We start from the raw sequence: 19,184 nt of genomic DNA, 5'->3' as shown, positions 1-19,184 counted from the left end.
TCACTACCGAATCCTGTCTCCGAGATGGTAGTACCGACGGTTGCTCCAGGACTTTTGTCCTGGGCGATCCCGTACAGGCGAATCTTCTGCCGGCCGCCCCGTCTTCGAGACGGTGGAGGCATGAAGATTCTGCTAGCGCTGGCCGTACTCCTCACTGGGTGTGCCGAACCAGCAGTCAGCAAGCCGGATCCGGCGGTCGTCGAGACCGCGTCGGGAGCCGTGCGCGGCACGGTGACCTCGGCGAATCGCCTCTTCCAGGGCATCAAATACGCCACGGCGGCGCGCTGGGACGCGCCGAAGCCGGTGCCCGCGTGGCAGGGGGTGCGGGAGGCCACCGAGCCCGGCGCCCTGTGCCCGCAGGTCGGCACTCCGTACGCGCCGACCAGCAGCGACAACGAGGACTGCCTGTTCCTGAACGTCACCACGCCCGCCGTTCCCGGACACGGACGGCCGGTCATGGTGTGGATCCACGGCGACGGCGCGGTCGGCGCGGGCCACTTCTCCGACGCCCGGAAGCTGGCCGCCAAGGGCGTGGTGGTCGTGACGATCAACTATCGGCTCGGCGTGTTCAGCGGGTTCGGCTACCCGGGGCTGCGTAACTCCGGCACGTACGGCCTGCAGGACCAGCAGGAGGCGCTCCGCTGGGTCAGGCGCAACGCGGCGGCGTTCGGCGGCGACCCGGGCAACGTGACCGCCTTCGGCATCTCCTACGGCGCGCTGTCGATCGGCGGCCAGCTCTCCTCGCCGGGGGCCAGGGGCCTGTTCCAGCGGGCGATCATGCAGAGCGGCGAGACCCTGATGGACATGCCCGCCAACAGCATGGTGCCGGGCGTGCCCGCCCTGCCGTCGTTCGCGTGGCGGCCCGCCGCCCAGGTGAGCGCCGTGGGGGAGGCGTACGCCAAGCAGCTCGGCTGCTCTGACCTGGCCTGTCTGCGCGCGTTGCCGGTCAAGAAGATCCTTGAGGTTCCGCAGATCATGAACGCCTTCCAGTCGTACGCGTACGGGAACGACGTCCTGCCCGAATCGCCGGCCGACGCGATGCGGAAGGGGCACACCAGCCCGATGCCGGTGCTGGCGGGGACGACGCGGGACGAACACCGGATCTTTGTCGGAATGAATTACGACGTCCAAGGCACCTCTCCGGTTTACCGGCAATTGCTAAAAGATGCGTTCGGAGCGAACGCTGAGCAAATTGCCCGGAAATATCCGGTAAGTCGCTATAAGTCGCCGAGTATCGCTTGGGCGACCGTGTTGACCGATCGCATGTGGGCCCGGTCCACCCATGAGCAGAACGCGCTGCTGGCCAAGAAGGCGCCGGTCTACGGCTACGAGTTCGCCGACCGGAAGGCGCCGATGTTCCTGCCGCTGGAGGCGGACTTCGACTGGGGCGCCTACCACGCGAGCGACCTGCCGTACATCTTCCCGGAGGCCAAGGCCGAGCTGTCGCCCGCCCAGGAGCGGCTGTCCGGGCAGATGATGAGCTACTGGACGAACTTCGCCCGCACCGGCGACCCGAACGGCCGCGGCCTGCCCGCCTGGCCGCGCGTCTCCGCCGGCACTCCGTCCACTCTGTCCTTGGCTCCGGGGGCGATCCGGCCGGTCGACTACGCTGCCGAGCACAAGCTGGCCTTCTGGAAGTAGGCGCGAAGGGGGCGTCGTGATCAGAGTCATGATCGCCGAGGACCAGGGGATGATGCGCGACGCCCTGGCGCTGCTGCTCGGGCTGGAGGACGACCTGGAGATCGTCGCCCAGGTGTCCGCCGGCCACGAGATCGTACCGGCGGCCACGGAGCACCGGCCCGACGTGGCGCTGCTCGACATCGAGCTGCCCGGCCGCAGCGGTCTCGACGTGCTGCCCGTGCTGCGCGCCGCGCTGCCGGAGTGCGCGGTGCTGGTCCTGACCACGTTCGCCAGACCGGGCTACCTCAGGCGGGCGATGGAGGCGGGGGCGGCGGGGTTCCTGGTCAAGGACGGGCCGGTGGAGGAGCTGGCCGCGGCGATCCGCCGGGCGGTGGCGGGGGAGCGGATCATCGATCCCGCCCTGGCCGCCGCCGCGCTGAACGCCGGGCCCAGCCCGCTCACGGACCGCGAGCGGGAGGTGCTGGCCGCCGCGCTCGACGGCTCCACGATCGCGGACGTGGCGGCGCGGCTGCACCTTTCCGAGAGCACGGTACGCAACCACCTGTCGTCCGCCATCGGCAAGACGAGCACCCGGAACAGGATCGAGGCCGCCCAGCTGGCGCGGCACAATGGGTGGTTGTGATCCCCTTTGACGCGGTCCTCTGTGATCTAGATGGAGTGCTCCGCCAGTTCGACCACGCGGTCCAGGCCGACATCGAGGCCCGTTACGGCCTGCCCCTGCGGAAGACCGCCTTCGACCCCGATCTGATCGGCCCCGCCACGCTCGGCCACATCACCGAGGCCCAGTGGATCGAGTCGATCGCCGTCGCGCTGGGCGGCGACGAGCGGGCCCGCCAGGCCGCCGCCGAGTTCGCGGCGGTGCCGTTCTGGGTGGACGAGGAGGTCAGGGCGCTGCTGGCGCGGGCCCAGGAGCAGGTGCCGGTGGTGCTGGTCACCAACGCCATGGACACGCTGGAGGAGCACCTGGAGTGGCTCGGGCTCACGTACTTCGCCGACGCGGTGGTCAGCAGCGCCCGGGTGGGGCTGGCCAAGCCCGACCGGCGGATCTACGAGCTGGCGGCCGAACTGGCCGGCGCCGCGCCCGAGCGCTGCCTGTTCGTCGACGACCGGCCGGAGAACGTGGCGGGCGCCCAGGCCCTGGGGATGACCGGCGTGCACTACCGCGGCATCGCCGACCTGGCGGCCGTTCTCGGTTAGAACGGACCCACCAGGTCGCTCACCGGGGCGTCCTCGGCCGCCGTGGTCAGGTCGGCGAAGAACACCTGCCGGGGCGGCCCGCTGAACTCCCGCTCGCCTGCCCAGTCCCGCAGCGCCTGGATCGCCCGCATCGAGCCGGCCTCGTCGACCTGCGCCGCGGTCAGCCGCACGTACGCCTCCCGATGCGCGGGATCGGCCCGCACCTGCAGGTCGGGGAACCGGCGGCCGATCTCGTCGGCCTGCTCGGCAGGGATGGGCCGGCACCACTCGACCGGCCCGTCGCTGTCGGCGTCGACCTCCCCGTGGAACACCAGGAACGGCGCCCCGCCGATCCCCGGCAGCACGGGCAGTGTGCCGTTCCCGAACCGCGCCACCTGCTCCGTGGTGAACCCGGCGAGCTGGTCGATCGTGACGCTGCGCTTGGCGATCAGCAGCATCCGCTCCGGTACCTCGCGTACCTCTACCTCGAACATCGAACCGCCCTCTCCCGTGAGCCGCTCGACGAGGAAGGCGACGACGTCTTTCCGGCTCGCGTGCTCGGCCTCGACCCGCGCCCAGTAGGCGCGCAGTTCCTCGGCCGCCGCGGCGGGCTCAAGGTCGCAGACGGTCCTGATCCTGGCCAGCGGCATGCCCGCCCGGCGCAGCCAGGCGACGAGCCTGGCCCGTTCGAGCTGGTCCGGTTCGTAGAGCCGGTAGCCGTTGACCGGGTCGATCCTGGCCGGTATGAGCAGTCCGAGCTCGTCGTAGAGCCGCAGCGCCTTCGGCGAGAGCCTGGACTCCTTGGCGAACGCCCCGATCGTCAGCAGGCCCATCGCCGCCTCCTTCGTCCCTGTCACCCTCCACGCTGAGGGTTACCCCAGGGACAAGGTCAAGCGGCGGCCCAACTGAGAAAGCGGCTCGCACAGGATGTGAGTCATCCCCGGGCTGAGCCGCATGAAAGTCGTACGGAATTCAGATAAAAACCTAGCGCTTGTTTCCGGCACGGCTCGCGCCTGCCGTGCCGGAAACGCTCAGCGGGTCCTGTCAGTAACTCCCGTACGGGGACTGACTGGACGTCGTCGACGGCTTGTGCGACGAGTGGTTCGTCGGCGTAGGGCTCGTCGACGGGGTGCTCACCTGCGATCCCGAGCCCGCGGGCCGGATCAGGCCCACCAGGCCGTGCTGGGTCTTCTCGATGCCGGCCGAGAACCACAGGGCGTTCTCGCCGCCGGTGGCCGCGGTGCCCTGCTCGAGGTCCCACAGGCCCGGCAGCAGGATCGTCTTGCCGTTGCCGTCGCGCAGCGCGCCCAGGTGGCGGTTGCCGCGGTAAGCGTGGATCGTCCCGTCACCGAAGTTGCCGACCAGCACCGATCCGGTGTACACGCCGAACTGCTTCGGGGCGGCGACGACGGCCCACGGGGCGTTGAGCCCGGTGCGTGCGATGCGTCCGAGCAGGCGTCCGCTCACGCTGTAGCGGCTGACGAAGCCCTTGCCGGCGCCCGGGATGGACTTTCCGGTCGCCGAGTCGCGCAGGGCATAGGCGACCCAGACGCTGCCGCCGCTGAAGGTCACGTTGTACGGCTTGTAGTTGGAGGGAACCGACGAGTCCCTGAACGCCCGGTGAGACAGGTTGATCTTCTCGAACTCGGAGTTCCACGCGGCGAGGCGCCCGTTGGCGAAGTCGGCGGCCAGCAGGAAGTCGCCGTCATCGGTGTTCACCATCGCGAGGCCCTTGTAGTCGGCGCCCCGGGTGAAGGCCGCGATGATCGCGTTCTTCGGGTCCACCTCGGCGTTCCAGCCGCTGATCGCGCCACTCGGGCTGGAGAAGATGAACGAGGCGGGCTTGCCCTTGACGGTGAAGCCCTCGCCCGAGCTGTTGAACACCTGGCCGGTCGGAGCGCCACCGGGGATGGCCACCTCGGTCGCTTCCTTCTGTCCCGCGCCCGAGTAGACGGTGGCGGAGCCGGTGCCGGTGTTGGAGACCCACAGGGTCTTGCCCATGGCCAGCCCCCAAGGGTTGACCAGTTTAGGATCGGTGACTGCTGCCTTTCCCTTGATGTCGGAAACGACATTCACGACGTCAAACTTGGTATTCGTCGCTGCCTGTGCGGGGGCGGTGAGGGTCGTGCTCAAGACGACCGCACCAGCGCAGAGTGTGATGATGCGGAGCCGCATCCGTGCCTCCTTGTTAGCGCTTGTGGCCGGAGATACGCGGGAGACGCAAGGGCGGTTCAGTAAGGGCCAGAAATATTGGCCCAGCGCGTCAATGAGGCCGTTTTCGGGGGAGTGGAGGGACATGGAAGTTTTGGGCATTGACATCGGTGGATCCGGGATCAAGGGCGCCCCCGTGGACACCGCGTCGGGGCAGTTGACGCAGGAGCGCCTGCGCATCCCCACGCCGCAACCGGCCAAGCCGCAGGGCGTGTCCGAGGTCGTGGTGGAGATCGTCAAGCACTTCGGCTGGACGGGCCCGGTCGGCGTCACGTTCCCCGGCGTGGTGCTGAACGGCGTGATCATGACGGCCGCGAACGTGCACCACTCCTGGATCGGCGTCAACGCGACGAAGCTCTTCGACGGCGCGACCGTACTCAACGACGCCGACGCGGCCGGGATCGCGGAGATGAGGTTCGGCGAGGGTCAGGGCCGCGAGGGGACCGTGATCATGCTGACGTTCGGGACGGGCATCGGCAGCGCGGTGTTCGCCGACGGCGTCCTGGTGCCGAACACCGAGTTCGGGCACCTGCAGATCCACGGCAAGGACGCCGAGCTCCGCGCCTCCGACCGCGCCCGCGAGGAGCACGGCCTGACGTGGGAGAAGTGGGGCGGGCGGGTGGAGGAGTACCTGCGGCACGTGGAGATGCTGTTCTGGCCGTCGCTGTTCGTCATCGGCGGGGGCGTGAGCAAGAAGGCGGACAAGTTCCTGCCGTACGTGCACGTGGACACCCCGATCGTCCCGGCCCGCCTCCGCAACGAAGCGGGGATCATCGGAGCCGCCCTCGCGGTCAAATGATCATCTTCGCGACGCTCCTACCTGGGTGATCAAGAAAGGTGGGTCCGGAGCGCAACCTGATGGGCTTTTGAGGAGTCTCATTAGTGACCGTGGTCGTCCACGACGACAACTCTGGGGAGAGTGGGCCCGTCTTGGGCGATCACGGTCAACGACGGGCGCTGGATATTGAGATGCGGACAGCCGCCGGCGTCAGGCAGCATGGGGAGGTTGGCTCCGGCGACGCGGGGCTCAAATATCCTGATAGCAGTATGGGAACCTCTGCGTTGTCCTCTCCACTCACCGAGCTCCAGTCACGCCTGCCCGAGCTGATGCCGCGCGACCAGCGGCGACTGCGGCGCAGGCTCGACGGCATACGCCGGGTGCGCTCCCGCGAGGCCCGGGAAAAGATCACCGCGGAGATCCTCGCCGACGTGGAGCGTGCCGAGCGACGCCTCGCCCGGCGCCGCGAAGCCGTACCAGCAGTGAGCTATCCGGAAGCCCTGCCCGTATCCCAGCGCAAGGACGACATCCTCGCGGCCATCCGCGACCACCAGGTCGTGATCATCGCCGGGGAGACCGGATCCGGCAAGACCACCCAGATCCCGAAGATCTGCCTGGAGCTGGGGCGCGGCGTCAGGGGCCTGGTCGGCCACACCCAGCCGCGCCGCATCGCCGCCCGCACGGTGGCCGAGCGCATCGCCGAAGAGCTGGGCACCGAGCTGGGCCAGACGGTCGGCTACAAAGTGCGCTTCACCGACCAGGCGAGCGACCGCACCCTGGTCAAGCTGATGACCGACGGCATCCTGCTGGCCGAGCTGCAGAACGACCGGCTGCTGGAGCAGTACGACACGCTGATCATCGACGAGGCGCACGAACGCAGCCTCAACATCGACTTCATCCTCGGCTACCTGAAGCAGCTTCTGCCCAAGCGCCCCGACCTCAAGCTGATCATCACCAGCGCCACGATCGACCCGGAGCGGTTCTCCCGCCACTTCGACGACGCCCCGATCGTCGAGGTCTCCGGCCGCACCTACCCGGTCGAGGTGCGCTACCGGCCGCTCGACGAGGACGACGACCAGACGCAGGGCATCGTCGACGCCTGCCGCGAGCTGGTCTCCGAGGGGCCCGGCGACATCCTGGTGTTCCTGTCGGGGGAGCGGGAGATCCGCGACGCCGCCGACGCGCTCGACAAGGCCGACTTCCGCAACACCGAGGTGCTGCCGCTGTACGCCCGGCTCAGCGCCGCCGAGCAGCACCGCGTGTTCCAGCGCCACCCGGGCCGGCGCATCGTGCTGGCCACCAACGTGGCCGAGACGTCGCTGACCGTTCCGGGCATCAAATACGTGGTCGACCCGGGGTTCGCCCGCATCTCCCGCTACAGCCACCGCACCAAGGTGCAGCGCCTGCCGATCGAGGCCATCTCGCAGGCGAGCGCCAACCAGCGCAAGGGCCGCTCGGGCCGGACCTCCGACGGCATCTGCGTCCGGCTTTACGAGGAGGAGGACTTCCTCAACCGGCCGGAGTTCACCGACCCGGAGATCCTGCGCACCAACCTCGCCTCGGTCATCCTGCAGATGACCTCGATCGGGCTGGGCGACATCGAGGCGTTCCCGTTCGTCGAGCCGCCGGACCGCCGCCAGGTACGCGACGGCGTCAACCTGCTGCACGAGCTGGGCGCGTTCGACGGCCAAGGCGGCATCACCGGCGTCGGCCGCAAGCTGGCCGGGCTGCCGGTCGACCCGCGCCTGGGCCGGATGGTCCTGGAGGCGGAGAAGAACGGCTGCCTGCGCGAGGTCATGGTGATCGCCGCCGCGCTGTCGATCCAGGACCCGCGCGAGCGCCCCGTCGACAAGCAGCAGCAGGCCGACGAGAAGCACCGCCGCTTCGCCGACCCCGAGTCCGACTTCCTGTCCTACCTCAACCTGTGGAACCACCTGCGGGAGAAGCAGCGGGAGCTGTCCTCCAGCGCCTTCCGCCGCCTGTGCAAGTCGGAGTTCCTCAACTACCTGCGCGTACGCGAATGGCAGGACATCTACAGCCAGATCCGCCAGTCGCTCGGCGCTCAGCCCAACAGCGCGCAGGCCGATCCGCAGCAGGTGCACGCGTCGCTGCTCGTCGGCCTGCTGTCGCACATCGGCGTCAAGGACGTCATGGAGAAGCGGGCCCCCGACGGGCGCCGCCCGATGCAGGAGTACATCGGCGCCCGCAACGCCCGCTTCGCCATCTTCCCCGGCTCCGCGCTGGCCAGGAAGCAGCCGCAGTGGGTGATGTCGGCCGAGCTGGTCGAGACCTCCCGGCTGTGGGCCAGGGTCAACGCCAAGATCGAGCCCGACTGGGTCGAGCCGCTCGCCCAGCACCTGGTCAAACGCACCTACTCCGAGCCGCACTGGGAGAAGAACCAGGGCGCGGTGATCGCGCTGGAGAAGGTCACCCTGTACGGCGTACCCCTGGTGACCGGGCGGAAGGTCAACTACGGCCGCATCGACGCCGACCTGTCACGCGAGCTGTTCATCAGGCACGCCCTCGTCGAAGGCGACTGGGACAGCCACCACCGCTTCCTCCAGGACAACAGAAGGCTGCTCGAAGAGGTCGAGGAGCTCGAGAACCGCGCCCGCCGCCGCGACATCATGGTCGACGACGAGGCCCTGTTCGACTTCTACGACCAGCGCGTGCCCGCCGACGTCGTCTCCGCGCGCCACTTCGACTCCTGGTGGAAGAAGGCCAGGACCACCGAGCCCGACCTGCTGACCTACTCGCCCGAGATGCTGGTCAACGAGGGCGCCGACGTCAGCACCCGCGACTACCCCGACACCTGGCGGCAGCTCGGCCAGCGGATGAAGCTGACCTACCAGTTCGAGCCCGGCGCCGACGCCGACGGCGTCACGGTGCACGTGCCGCTGGCGGTGCTCAACCAGGTCAACGCCGACGGGTTCGACTGGCAGATCCCCGGCCTGCGCGACGAGCTGATCACCGCCCTGATCAGGTCGCTGCCCAAGCACCTGCGCCGCAACTTCGTGCCCGCCCCCAACTACGCCAAGCAGGTGCTCGAAGGCGTCCGGCAGGGCGGCGAACCACTGCTGGAGGCCGTGGAGCGGGAGCTGCTCCGGCTGACCGGCGTCCGCGTGCCGCACGACGCCTGGCAGCTCGACCAGGTCCCCGACCACCTGCGCATCACCTACCGGGTGATCGACGAGCGCAAACGCACGATCGCCGAGGACAAGGACCTCGACGCGCTCAAGCGGCGCCTGGCGCCGCGCCTGCGCAAGACGCTCTCGGCCGCCGCCGACGACCTGGAGCAGTCCGGCCTGCACACCTGGAGCTTCGGCACCCTGCCCAAGGTCTTCGAGCAGGGCCGCATGAAGGGCTACCCGGCGCTGGTGGACGACGGCGACTCCGTGTCGATCAAGATCTTCGAGACGGAGGCCGAACAACGCCGCTCCCACTGGCCCGGCACCCGCCGCCTGCTGCTCCTCAACGTCACCAACCCGGCCAAGTCACTGCTGGGCGGCCTGTCCAACCAGGCCAAGCTGGCCCTGTCCCGCAGCCCGCACGGCGGCGCCGTGGCGCTGTTCGACGACGTGGTGAACGCGGCGATCGACAAGCTCATGCTCGACCTGGGCGGCCCCGCCTGGGACCCGGTCTCGTTCGACCGCCTCTACCAGCACGTACGGGCTCATCTGTACGAGATGTCGGCCGACGTCCTGGCCCGGACGGAGCAGATCCTCACCGTGTGGCACGCGGTCGGCGGCCGCCTCGACGCCCTCCGCCAGAGCGCGTCCACCTCGGACGTCCGCGACCAGCTCGCCAAGCTCGTCTACCCGGGCTTCGTCACCGCGACAGGCCACCGGCGCCTGCCTGACGTGCTCCGCTACATGCGAGCCATCGACCGCCGCCTGACCAAGCTGCCCGAGGAGCCATGGCGGGACGAGGAGTGGATGGGCCGGGTGCACAAGATGGAGGACTCGTACGAGGACCTGCTGACCCGGCTGCACCCGGCGCGACGCTCGGACCCGGACGTGGTGGAGATCCGATGGATGATCGAGGAACTCCGGGTCAGCTTCTTCGCCCAGACATTGGGTACGCCGACGCCGGTGTCGGAGAAGCGCATCGCCAAGGCGATGGACAAGCTCACGCCTTGAAGATAGAGGTGTTGAGTTCGAAGTCGATCGGGGCTGGCAACCGGAGCGGGGTCCCGACAGGCACGGTGGCCGTCGTCCGGTAGACACCGTCTCTGATGTCGCTGTAGACGGTGACGGACGGTGGTTCAGCGACCGTGTCGATCAGCAGGTAGATCGGCACGCCGCCTGCCGCGTAGAGAGGTGGCTTGTCTTCGCGGTCTCTTCGGACGCTGCTTGTCGAGACGACCTCGGCGACCATGATCAGACCCGAGGACAGCAACTCCCGATTGCCCCAGCGAGGACAGTCGGCCGGAGCCAGGACGAAGTCGGGCTCGACGGGGTCTCGTGAACCCTCGATGCACACATCGACATTGCCGGCCCATCCTTCCCATCGATGCTCGTCCAGGACGGGAATGAGCGCGCGGTACAGCTTCATCGCGCAGCCGGCGTGCTCGGGATTCCCAACAGGTGCCAAGATCAGGTTCCCTTCGATGACTTCGGCCCGGAAGCCGGAGAGGGGTGGCAGGGCATCGAACATCTCCCGTGCGGTAACGGGCATGCGCTGATCACTGGTCCACGCGCATTTCGCATGTGGCTTGCGAGAGGTGGCGACCATTGAATCCGTCCCTTCGTATGGAGCGGCTTATGCCTTGAAGATCGAGGTGTCGAGCTCGAAGTCGATCGGCTTGGGTAGATAGAGCGGCGTGCCCATGACCACCCTGGTCGTCTTCTGGTAGGCGCCGTCCTTTATCTCGCTGAACACGATGGCCGCCGGTTGGCTGGCGATCGGATCGATCAACAGGTAGACCGGCACTCCGCCTTGGGCGTAGATCTCCTGCTTCTCGTGGTGATCGCGATGGGCGCTGGTCGGTGATACCACCTCGGCTACCAGGAGGACATGAGAGGACAGTAGTTCGTAATCGCCCCAGCGTCGGCAGTTGGGCGGCGATAGCAGGTAATCCGGTGAGAGTGACTCCCGCGAGCCCTCGATGCAGACGCTCACGGTGCCCACGGCAGCACGCCAGCCGCGTTCCCTCCTGATTGGCAGCAGGGCCTCGCTCAGGTCGGAAGCGATCCAAGCGTGCTCGGGGGTGCCCATCGGGCTCACGATCAAGCTCCCTTTTATGACTTCTTGCCGGAGGCCGGGCAGATGGGGGAGGGCATCGAACAGCCCTCGAGCGGTACGCGGCATCCGGCTGTCGCTGGTCTGCTCCGGCTCGGTGTCTTCGTCGTCCCGGATCGCCATGGTGACCATTGAAATCTGTCCCTTCGTATTCGAACGGGCACGCTAAGTATTCCACCTGGCGCGGCGGAACACACCCCGAACGGCCCCGTACCGAAGATCGACGATGGATCCGTACAGTTGGGGGGACGATCCAGGAGGTTTGATGATCAAGGCAGTGGTGTTCGACGTGGGCGAGACGCTCATCGACGAGACCCGCATCTGGTCCCGCTGGGCCGACCGGCTCGGCGTGAGCAGGTTCGTGCTGATGGGTGCGCTCGGCGGGATGGCCGCGCTCGACCGCTCCCACAGCGAGGCGTTCCAGCTCGTACGCCCCGGCATCGACGTCGGGGCCGAGATCGCGGCCTGGGAACGGGACGAACCCCACAGCCTGCGTAACCACTTCGACGCCGACGACCTCTACCCCGACGTCCGCGAGAGCCTCAAGGCACTGCGTGCGGCCGGCTACCAGGTGATCGTCGCGGGCAACCAGCCGGCCAGGGCCTTCGACGCGCTGGTCGCCATGGACCTGCCCGTCGACTCGGTGCACACGTCCGAGGGCTGGGGTGTGTCCAAGCCCGCCCCCGAGTTCTTCGCCAAGGTGGCCGCCATCGCCGGGCGGGAGCCCGCCGAGATCCTCTACGTGGGCGACCGGCTGGACAACGACGTGCTCCCGGCCGGGCGGGCGGGCATGCGCACGGCGCTACTGCGCCGGGGCCCCTGGGGATACCTGCACGCCGAGCGGTCGCAGGCGCGGGCCGCCGACCTGATCGTCGACGATCTGCCCGCTCTGCTGCCGGCGCTGGAGCGGCTCACCTGAGTCCGTCGTCGGGGTCGACGCGGACCGCGCGCTCCTCGGCGGACAGATCACCGTCGTCCTCCCCCCAATCCTGGCCCCACTCCTCGCTCTCCGTGTCCGGCGCCAGCCCCTCGTCGGGCTGGGTGAGCCGGTGCGACGCGCGGGGGGTTCGCTCCCGATCCGGGGCCTCGCGCCGCAGCCGCTCGTCGAGCGTGTCCTCGTGCGCGGGGTCGTCCTCTTCTATGTCATGGCTGATACCGAGGTCGTCGGTCCACTCTTCGACCTCGATGCCCTGTTCGTCGCTGTAGCCGTGCCTGTCCGGAGGTAGTTCGGTCATACGCGCTCTCCTACCCCCCACTAGGTCCCGAACCCCCGTCAGCGGGTCAAACCGGTTCGAGTGGGCGGTCCCGGTCCACCAGGGCGGCGTAGTGGCCCTCCAGTGACATCAGCGTGTCGTGGGTGCCGCGTTCGACGACCCGGCCGTGGTCCAGGACGACGATCTGGTCCGCGTCGCGGACCGTCGAGAGGCGGTGCGCGATCATGATCGTGGTGCGGCCCTCGGCCAGGGTGTCCAACGCCTCCTGTACGGCCCGTTCCGTCTGGGTGTCGAGGGCGCTGGTCGCCTCGTCGAGCACGAGCACCGGCGGGTTGCGCAGCAGGGTGCGGGCGATGGCCAGGCGCTGCTTCTCGCCCCCGGAGAACCGGTAGCCGCGCTCGCCCACCAGCGTGTCGTAGCCGTCGGGCAGCGAGGCGATGTGGTCGTGGATGCGCGCCGCCCTGGCGGCCTTCTCCAGCTCCTCGTCCGTGGCCGACGGCCGGGCGAAGCGCAGGTTGTCGGCGATCGTGGCGTGGAACAGGTACGTCTCCTGGGAGACCACGCCGACCGTCTCGGACAGTGTGTCGAAGGTGAGGTCGCGCACGTCCACGCCGTCGATCGTCACCCGGCCGCCGGTCACGTCGTAGAGCCGGGGCAGCAGGTAGCTGAGTGTCGTCTTGCCCGAGCCGGTCTCGCCGACGACGGCCAGGCTGGTGCCCGGCGGCACGGTGATGTCCACGTCGGCGAGCGTGGGCTCCTCGCCGTACGAGAAGTCGACCCGCTCGTAGCGGACCTCGCCGCGGACGTCGCTCAGTGTGCGGGTGCCCGGGTGGATGTCGACCGACAGGTCCAGGTACTCGAAGATGCGGCCGAACAGCGCGAGCGAGCTCTGCACCTCGACGCCCAGCCGCAGCAGCGACACCGCCGGCCTGAACAGGCTGACCTGCAACGTCGTGAACGCCACCAGCGTGCCGACGGAGATCACGCCGGTGTAGCCGACCGCCCAGTAGACCAGGGCGGGCATCGCGGCCATGACGATCTGGATCGACGACTGGCGCCAGCGGCCCGCCATGCTCGACTGCACGCCCAGTTCGGCCAGCTCGTCGGAGGCGTCGGCGAAGCGTTCGGTCAGCTCGGGCGAGCGGCCCATCGTCCGGCCGAGCAGGATGCCGCTGATCGACAGCGACTCCTGCACCATCGACGAGATCACCGCCAGTTTCCGCTGCCGCTCGGAGGTGATGCGGCGGCGTTCGCTGCCGACCTTGCGGCTGATCCCCACGAACACCGGCAGCAGCAGGAGCGAGATCACGGTCAGCCGCCAGTCGAGCGCCAGCATGGCCACGATCGTGGCGATCACGGTGGTCAGGTTCGAGATGAGCGAGGTGGCGGTGGAGGTGACCACCGACTGCATGCCGCCGATGTCGTTGGCGATGCGCGACTGGACCTCGCCGGTCTTGGTGCGGGTGAAGAAGGCCAGCGACATGCGCTGCAGGTGGCCGTAGACGGAGGTACGCAGGTCGTGCATGACCCGCTGACCGACCGTGGTGGAGACCAGCGTCTGCAGGACGTCGAACACGCTGGTGATCACCGCGACCAGGATCATGCCCAGGGCGAGGAGCGCGAGCAGCATGGCGTCGCGGGACGGGATCGCCACGTCCAGCACCTCGCGCAGCAGGAACGGCGAGGCCAGCGAGACCAGGGACGACAGGAGGATGAGTGCGCCGACGACGGCCAGCCGGCCTCGATAGGCGCGGAAGAGTTTGATGATGCGCCGCAACGGCGCGCGGGGTTCCTCAGCCAAGTAGGACTCCTTTTCAGATGCTCCCTCAAACAGAGGTTAGCTCATAATTATTCCGGTAAGCTGTCCGACATGGAGGACGCCGAGCTGTCGGAGCTCTTGCACCGGGTCAGCCGCCGCCTGCGGCACGGCTACGTTCATCGGCTCGTCCCCCTCGGCGTCAACCCGGGGCAGGCGCGGGCGCTGCGCGCGCTCGCCGACGCCGACCGGCCGCTCAGGATGGTGCAGCTCGCCGACCAGCTGAGGATCGTGCCACGCTCGGTCACGCCCGTCATCGACGCGCTGGAGCAGGCGGGCCTGGTGCGCAGGGAGATCGATCCGGCCAACCGGCGCTCCACGCTGGTGGTGCTCACGCAGGCGGGCCGCGAGATGCACGAGCGGTCGCGGGAGGCGCGCAGGCAGGCGGGTCAGGACCTGTTCGCGGTCCTGTCCGACGACCAGCGCGACCAGCTCAAGGACCTGCTCGGAGCGATCGACGCCCAGTTCGGCTGAGTGTCGAGGGGCGAGCGACAGCCAGTTCGGCTGGGTGCCGCAGGGCGAGCGATGGTCAGCTCGGCTGGGTGCCGCGGGGTGGTCCGTGCTCGATGACCGTGCCGCTGACCACGGCGCCGGCGACCACCGTGCCGCCGACCACCGTGGCGAGGCAGGGCGGCCCGCTGAGCAGGGCGGCGTACGGGTAGCGGCCACGGGCGTCGAAGACCGCGAAGTCGGCCCGGCTGCCCGGCCCGAGCGCGCCGATCCGGCCCGACCTGCTCGCCATGCCGAGCGCTTGGGCCCCGCCCAGCGTGGCGGCTTCGACCAGCTTGCGGTCGAGCCCCCGGGGCCGCGGCCCGCGCCCCTTGGCCTGCTGCCTGATGGATCTGGCCAGGCCGAGCAGGTCGGTCACCCGGCCGGTCGAGGCGGGGGCGCGGGTGCCGAAGGCGACGCGGTTGCCCTCGTCCAGGAGCGCGAGCAGGTCGTCGGGCGGCGACGGGCAGAGGGCGGCCACGCTCCCGCGCAGCCGCAGCAGCTTGCGCTCACCGGGATCGAGCGGCCGGCCGCAGGCCACGTGGCAGTGCGGCCCGAGGATGCCCGCCTCGTCGAGCGTCGCGGGCGAGTGGCGGTCCAGGTCGGCCAGCAGTCGCAGGCCGAACGTCCTGGCCAGCACCGCCACGTCCTCCAGCACCTGCGGGTCGGGCGTGTACGCGGCGATGCCCACCGTACGCGGCCGGTCGACCTCGCGGATCGCGGTGATGACCGCGTCGCGCCCGGTGTCCTCCCAGACCTGTTCGGACTCGTACGACACCTCGACATAGGAGACCCCGGGCAACCGGGCCGACTCGGCCGGATCGGTGACCAGCCCGGCCCGCGCGGTCACCCCGGGCGGCGGCGGAGCCGCTGGGGCGCAGGCGTCCACCAGCCCCGCCACGATCATGCCCGGCCAGCGCTGCTCCCGGGTGACGGGGAAGTAGGCGAGCAGCTCGTCCCGGAGCCCCACCTGAAGGACGCGGTCGCCCCGTACGGCGAGCGCGGCGCCGCGCAGCGGTTCGGCGTCGATCGACAGCACCAGCGGCGCCGAGTGGAGGACGATGGGCGCGGGCGTGCGCCTGCCGAGCTTCGACCTTCGGCCAGATGGGGCACGCTTCGCGGATGGCAAATCGGACTCCCTTCTGGAAATCACCCTCTCGGCATTAAACGTGAGCCCGGCCAGCCGTGCAATCACGAGTCCGGCCGGCGATCACGGGCCGGGCCGGGCGTCCCTGGGCCGGTACCTGCCGGAAAGCCGGGCGAGCTTGAGGCTGAGATGCAGGGCCAGCCGCTCGCCGCCGTCCTTCAGATCGGTGCGGGCCAGCTCCTCCAGCCGCTGCAGCCGGTAGTACAGGGAGGTGCGGTGCAGGCGCAGCGCCCGTGACGTGGCCACCGCGCTGCCCGCCAGATCCAGGTACGTCTCCAGCGTCTCCAGCAGCGGCAGGTGCTGATCGTCGGCCAGCAGCTCGGCCAGCCCCGGATGCAGCTCGTGGTGGGGGAGATGGGTGAGCATCCGGTAGACGCCGAGCCGGGCCCACTCCACCGACCGGCCGAGCTCGGGCACCCGGGCGGCCACCTCGGCCGCGTGCCGCGCCTCCGTGTACGACCCGGCGGCCTCGGCCAGCGCGGGCCTGGCCCGCCCGATCCCGACCACCACCGGGATCGACATCGCCGCGTGCAGTTCGTCGGCCGCCACCGGGCCGCCCGCGGTGAGCAGCACGGCGTGGTCGAAGCGGACCAGGTGCAGCGGGTGGTGCCCGCTCAGCCGCCGCCGCAGCGTGAGCAGGCCCTGCTCCAGCGCGAGCCGGAGCGCCTCGTCCGGCTCGTCCGACAGCGGCCTGGCCACCAGTACGGTCACCGGCTGGGCCTGCGGGAAGGCGCCGGCCTCGATCAGCTGCCTGGCCGAGTCCGGCTCGCCGAGCAGCAGGCCGGTGACCGCCTCCAGCTCCCGGTGCGAGGCCAGCCCGGTGGCCAGGCTCTCATGGAAGAGCGCCAGGGCGAGGGCGGGCGCCGCCGCGGCGGCCTCGGCGATCTGCTCATCGGACATGGCCGGGCCGGAGTCGATGAACCACAGGTAGCCCAGCAGCCCGGCGTCGTGGCGTACCGGAACGCAGACCCGGGGGAGCAGGCTCAGGTGCGGCGCGGCCGGGACGCGTAACGGCCCGGGCGCGTCGTGGATCCCGGCGGAACGCACCCACTGCCGCACCTCGGGCGTGGAGTGCCGGCGCAGGATCGAGTCGCGGCGGATGTCGTCCATCGTGCCGTACTGCTCGCTGTAGGCGACGACGCGTTGCACGCGGTCCTCCAGCAACAGCGGTCTGTCAAGGCGAGCCGCCAGCTCGTCCACGGTCCGCTGGAGATCCGCCACCACGTCACCTGGACATTTCATCGTTTGTCGGAATGACCACTACAGGTCTTCCCTACAACTGATCGATGATCTCCGTCAACTTCGTCTATAACGTCTATCCGTGATTGCCCCCAAGAAGCTGCTGAAAGGTCTGCTGGCGGCCCTCGTGCTGATCCCGATGAGCCTTGTGGCGACCCCGGCTTCCGCAGCACCCCCCACAGACGATCCCGAGTACCCCTGGCGGCAGAACCACTGGCCGCAGACCCAGCCCTGGCAACAGGACGCGTCGTCCGACGCCCAGGCACTCCGCAGCCGTCCGACGGGCGGCATCGAGCCGATCGACCCGCAGAACTGGGAGAACCCCGACCACATGACGTGGGCGGACTACAAGAAGGTGCCGGGCACCAACTGGAACGACCCGGCGGTCAAGGGCTCCAAGCGCACCTTCAAGGGCGCGTTAGTGCTCCTGGACTACCCGAACCAGCAGTTCGTGGTCACCCAGCCCAAGGGCTCGACGATCTACGCCAACCCGAGCGCCGAGGCCCATGACGTGCCCCGCGACCAGGTGGCCAAGTTCTACCAGGACTTCCTCAACACCCCGAACGCCCTCAACAAGGGTCACACCATCCACGAGTACTGGATGGAGGACTCCGGCGGCCGCTACGGAGTCGAGCTGACCGGGTTCGGCCCGTACACGATGCCGGGCAAGGACCACGAGTACGCCATGGAGTTCCAGGGCGGCACCGCCTGCCCGGCGGGCGACACGTGCGACCGGAACCTGCGCACCGACGGGCACGCCGCGTTCATCGGCGCGATCGGCGAGGAGGCCGCCAAGCAGTTCGACTTCATCTTCTACGTGAGCGCCGGCCAGGACGAGTCGTCGACCTGGCAGGAGTTCGGGATGATGAAGTTCCCCACCAAGGAGGACGTGACGGACGAGTGGGGTCCGCCCGACCCCAACCTGCCGAACTGGGCCCAGACCCGGTACGTCGACTGGACCTCCTGGCAGGCCGGCTCCAACTTCTGGCCCAACGCCAACATCGGCGTCGACTCGGTCCAGGCCGAGAGCTCCGGCATGGCCGTCTACGCCCACGAGTTCAGCCACATCCTGGGCGTACTGGACAACTACAACAACCCGTACGGCATCCCGGCCCGCCGCGCCTACACCGGCATCTGGGAGATGCTCAGCCGGGGCAGCTTCAACGGCCCCGGCGGCCCGCACTCCCGCTGGCTGATCCCGCCGACCGCCGGCGCGTCCATGGGCGCCCAGCACATGCTGCGCAACAAGATCAAGCTGCAGATGGTCGACGAGCAGAACGTGCTGCGCCTGTCGCGCGAGGCCCTCGACGAGTCGGGCCTGGTGAAGGCCAGGGTCATCGCCCGCGAGTCGCAGCCGGGCAAGAACGAGCTGTCGGGCGTCAACATCGCCTTCGACACCGGTGACAAGAGCCCGGCCTGCAGCACGCAGACCAACCCGCTCTGTGACGGCGGCGGCTACGAGAACTACACGGTCGAGGTCGTCGACCGGGTCGGCACCGACTCCTTCACCCCCGACTCCGGCGTGCTCGTGGCCAAGACCAAGAACCAGGACCGGTCGCCGTTCGAGTGGGTGATCGACGCCAACCCGCAGGACATCGGGATGACCGACTACGTCATGCCCGACGGGACCAAGGTGCCGATCACGATCGGCGACTACCGCCAGCTGTCCGACGCCCTCTTTCACGCGGGCACCGGCTCCGGCAGCCAGTACGAGTACGTCGACCAGGCCAACCGCCTGCACTTCTACGTGACCGACCTGAAGCGTGGCCGCGACGGCACCCTGTCGTACACGGTCGCGATCCGCTCGCTCGACGGCGCGGGCCCGCAGAAGCGCGGCGTCAAGGTGTTCCCCGCCGCCGGGATCCCGTCCGGAAAGGGCTACTCGACCTGCAAGTTCCCGCTGTTCAACACCGGCAAGGCGGCCCCCGCGCAGGGGACGCACCCCGAGGACGTCAGCGCCTACCTCAACTCCGACGTCTACCGGCTCAAGGCCGAGGTGCAGGGCAAGGGCTGGACCGCCCAGCTGCCCAACGCCCTGGCCGCCGTCGACTTCGGCAAGCAGGAGGTGGTCGCGGTCAACGCCGTGCGCGCCTCGGGCGGTGACCGGCTCGCCAAGGTCACGCTCACCGCGACCTCGGAGAGCGACCCCACCAAGACGGTGACGGCCACCTGTCCGGTGATCGGCCTTTAGCTGAAGGATGGGGTACGGCTGGCGCAGCCGTACCCCATCCG

The 19,184-nt window shown here is 69.3% G+C and carries 16 protein-coding genes; 8 read left to right on the top strand and 8 right to left on the bottom strand.

Going from position 1 to position 19,184, the window contains the following annotated elements; genetic code table 11:
• Positions 1-120 precede the first annotated feature (120 nt).
• Genes KME78_RS22815 through KME78_RS22805 form a run of 3 tightly spaced genes read left to right on the top strand, consistent with a single transcriptional unit; the run spans position 121 to position 2,838 of the window.
• Entirely contained in the window at positions 121-1,641 is a 1,521-nt protein-coding gene (locus KME78_RS22815; protein ID WP_219531138.1) for a carboxylesterase/lipase family protein, read from the top strand.
• A gap of 16 nt (positions 1,642-1,657) precedes the next feature.
• On the top strand, positions 1,658-2,263 hold the full coding sequence (locus tag KME78_RS22810; protein ID WP_219531137.1) for a response regulator transcription factor: 606 nt from the start codon (positions 1,658-1,660) through the stop codon (positions 2,261-2,263).
• Entirely contained in the window at positions 2,260-2,838 is a 579-nt protein-coding gene (locus tag KME78_RS22805; RefSeq protein ID WP_308127092.1) for an HAD family hydrolase, read from the top strand. The genes KME78_RS22810 and KME78_RS22805 overlap by 4 nt, the downstream gene beginning before the upstream one ends.
• Here KME78_RS22805 and KME78_RS22800 read toward each other — a convergent pair.
• Both KME78_RS22800 and KME78_RS22795 read right to left on the bottom strand, forming a co-directional pair.
• Positions 2,835-3,650, bottom strand: coding sequence for a MerR family transcriptional regulator (locus KME78_RS22800; RefSeq protein WP_219531135.1), 816 nt, complete (start codon positions 3,648-3,650; stop codon positions 2,835-2,837). The two genes, KME78_RS22805 and KME78_RS22800, sit on opposite strands and share 4 nt — an antisense overlap.
• Positions 3,651-3,861: 211 nt before the next feature.
• Positions 3,862-4,893, bottom strand: coding sequence for a TIGR03118 family protein (locus KME78_RS22795; protein ID WP_219531134.1), 1,032 nt, complete (start codon positions 4,891-4,893; stop codon positions 3,862-3,864).
• Positions 4,894-5,113: 220 nt separating this feature from the next.
• Between KME78_RS22795 and ppgK the strand changes: the two genes are divergently transcribed.
• Entirely contained in the window at positions 5,114-5,827 is a 714-nt protein-coding gene (ppgK, locus tag KME78_RS22790; protein WP_219531133.1) for a polyphosphate--glucose phosphotransferase, read from the top strand.
• Between the two features lie 248 nt (positions 5,828-6,075).
• Entirely contained in the window at positions 6,076-9,945 is a 3,870-nt protein-coding gene (hrpA, locus tag KME78_RS22785) for an ATP-dependent RNA helicase HrpA (protein WP_219531132.1), read from the top strand.
• Here the strand turns inward: hrpA and KME78_RS22780 are convergent.
• Entirely contained in the window at positions 9,935-10,462 is a 528-nt protein-coding gene (locus tag KME78_RS22780) for a Uma2 family endonuclease (protein WP_246651579.1), read from the bottom strand. The genes hrpA and KME78_RS22780 overlap by 11 nt on opposite strands.
• 105 nt (positions 10,463-10,567) lie before the next feature.
• Entirely contained in the window at positions 10,568-11,170 is a 603-nt protein-coding gene (locus tag KME78_RS22775) for a Uma2 family endonuclease (RefSeq protein WP_219531130.1), read from the bottom strand.
• A 142-nt stretch (positions 11,171-11,312) separates the two neighbouring features.
• On the opposite strand from KME78_RS22775, the gene KME78_RS22770 reads away from it, so the two are divergent.
• Entirely contained in the window at positions 11,313-11,966 is a 654-nt protein-coding gene (locus tag KME78_RS22770) for an HAD family hydrolase (protein ID WP_219531129.1), read from the top strand.
• On the opposite strand, the gene KME78_RS22765 is transcribed toward KME78_RS22770, so the two are convergent.
• Together KME78_RS22765 and KME78_RS22760 are read right to left on the bottom strand one after the other, a co-directional pair.
• Positions 11,959-12,282 (bottom strand): DUF5709 domain-containing protein, encoded by a 324-nt coding sequence (locus tag KME78_RS22765; RefSeq protein ID WP_219531128.1) that lies wholly within the window; start codon positions 12,280-12,282, stop codon positions 11,959-11,961. The genes KME78_RS22770 and KME78_RS22765 overlap by 8 nt on opposite strands.
• A 46-nt stretch (positions 12,283-12,328) precedes the next feature.
• Positions 12,329-14,062 (bottom strand): ABC transporter ATP-binding protein, encoded by a 1,734-nt coding sequence (locus KME78_RS22760; RefSeq protein WP_281428822.1) that lies wholly within the window; start codon positions 14,060-14,062, stop codon positions 12,329-12,331.
• Positions 14,063-14,131: 69 nt separating this feature from the next.
• Between KME78_RS22760 and KME78_RS22755 the strand changes: the two genes are divergently transcribed.
• Positions 14,132-14,551, top strand: a complete 420-nt coding sequence (locus KME78_RS22755) for a MarR family winged helix-turn-helix transcriptional regulator (RefSeq protein WP_219531127.1) — start codon at positions 14,132-14,134, stop codon at positions 14,549-14,551.
• Positions 14,552-14,606: 55 nt separating this feature from the next.
• Here the strand turns inward: KME78_RS22755 and KME78_RS22750 are convergent, their stop codons facing one another.
• The gene (locus KME78_RS22750; RefSeq protein ID WP_219531126.1) at positions 14,607-15,695 is read right to left on the bottom strand and encodes an amidohydrolase family protein; all 1,089 of its coding nucleotides are present in this window, start codon (positions 15,693-15,695) and stop codon (positions 14,607-14,609) included.
• A gap of 81 nt (positions 15,696-15,776) precedes the next feature.
• On the bottom strand, positions 15,777-16,934 hold the full coding sequence (locus tag KME78_RS22745) for a PucR family transcriptional regulator (RefSeq protein ID WP_219531125.1): 1,158 nt from the start codon (positions 16,932-16,934) through the stop codon (positions 15,777-15,779).
• Between the two features lie 100 nt (positions 16,935-17,034).
• Between KME78_RS22745 and KME78_RS22740 the strand changes: the two genes are divergently transcribed.
• Positions 17,035-19,143 (top strand): M6 family metalloprotease domain-containing protein, encoded by a 2,109-nt coding sequence (locus tag KME78_RS22740; protein ID WP_308127091.1) that lies wholly within the window; start codon positions 17,035-17,037, stop codon positions 19,141-19,143.
• The last annotated feature ends 41 nt before the right edge of the window (positions 19,144-19,184 follow it).

The organism is Nonomuraea guangzhouensis (assembly GCF_019396345.1).
Taxonomy (GTDB): Bacteria; Actinomycetota; Actinomycetes; order Streptosporangiales; family Streptosporangiaceae; genus Nonomuraea; species Nonomuraea guangzhouensis.
This window is presented reverse-complemented; position numbering and strand designations above follow the sequence as displayed.

What these genes read in the sequence shown, in the direction of transcription:
- KME78_RS22815 (WP_219531138.1), top strand. Translation starts at nt 121, where the DNA reads ATGAAGATTCTGCTAGCGCTGGCCGTACTCCTCACTGGGTGTGCCGAA.
- KME78_RS22800 (WP_219531135.1), bottom strand. Translation starts at nt 3,650, where the DNA reads ATGGGCCTGCTGACGATCGGGGCGTTCGCCAAGGAGTCCAGGCTCTCG.
- ppgK (WP_219531133.1), top strand. Translation starts at nt 5,114, where the DNA reads ATGGAAGTTTTGGGCATTGACATCGGTGGATCCGGGATCAAGGGCGCC.
- hrpA (WP_219531132.1), top strand. Translation starts at nt 6,076, where the DNA reads ATGGGAACCTCTGCGTTGTCCTCTCCACTCACCGAGCTCCAGTCACGC.
- KME78_RS22780 (WP_246651579.1), bottom strand. Translation starts at nt 10,462, where the DNA reads ATGTTCGATGCCCTGCCACCCCTCTCCGGCTTCCGGGCCGAAGTCATC.
- KME78_RS22775 (WP_219531130.1), bottom strand. Translation starts at nt 11,170, where the DNA reads ATGGCGATCCGGGACGACGAAGACACCGAGCCGGAGCAGACCAGCGAC.
- KME78_RS22770 (WP_219531129.1), top strand. Translation starts at nt 11,313, where the DNA reads ATGATCAAGGCAGTGGTGTTCGACGTGGGCGAGACGCTCATCGACGAG.
- KME78_RS22765 (WP_219531128.1), bottom strand. Translation starts at nt 12,282, where the DNA reads ATGACCGAACTACCTCCGGACAGGCACGGCTACAGCGACGAACAGGGC.
- KME78_RS22755 (WP_219531127.1), top strand. Translation starts at nt 14,132, where the DNA reads ATGGAGGACGCCGAGCTGTCGGAGCTCTTGCACCGGGTCAGCCGCCGC.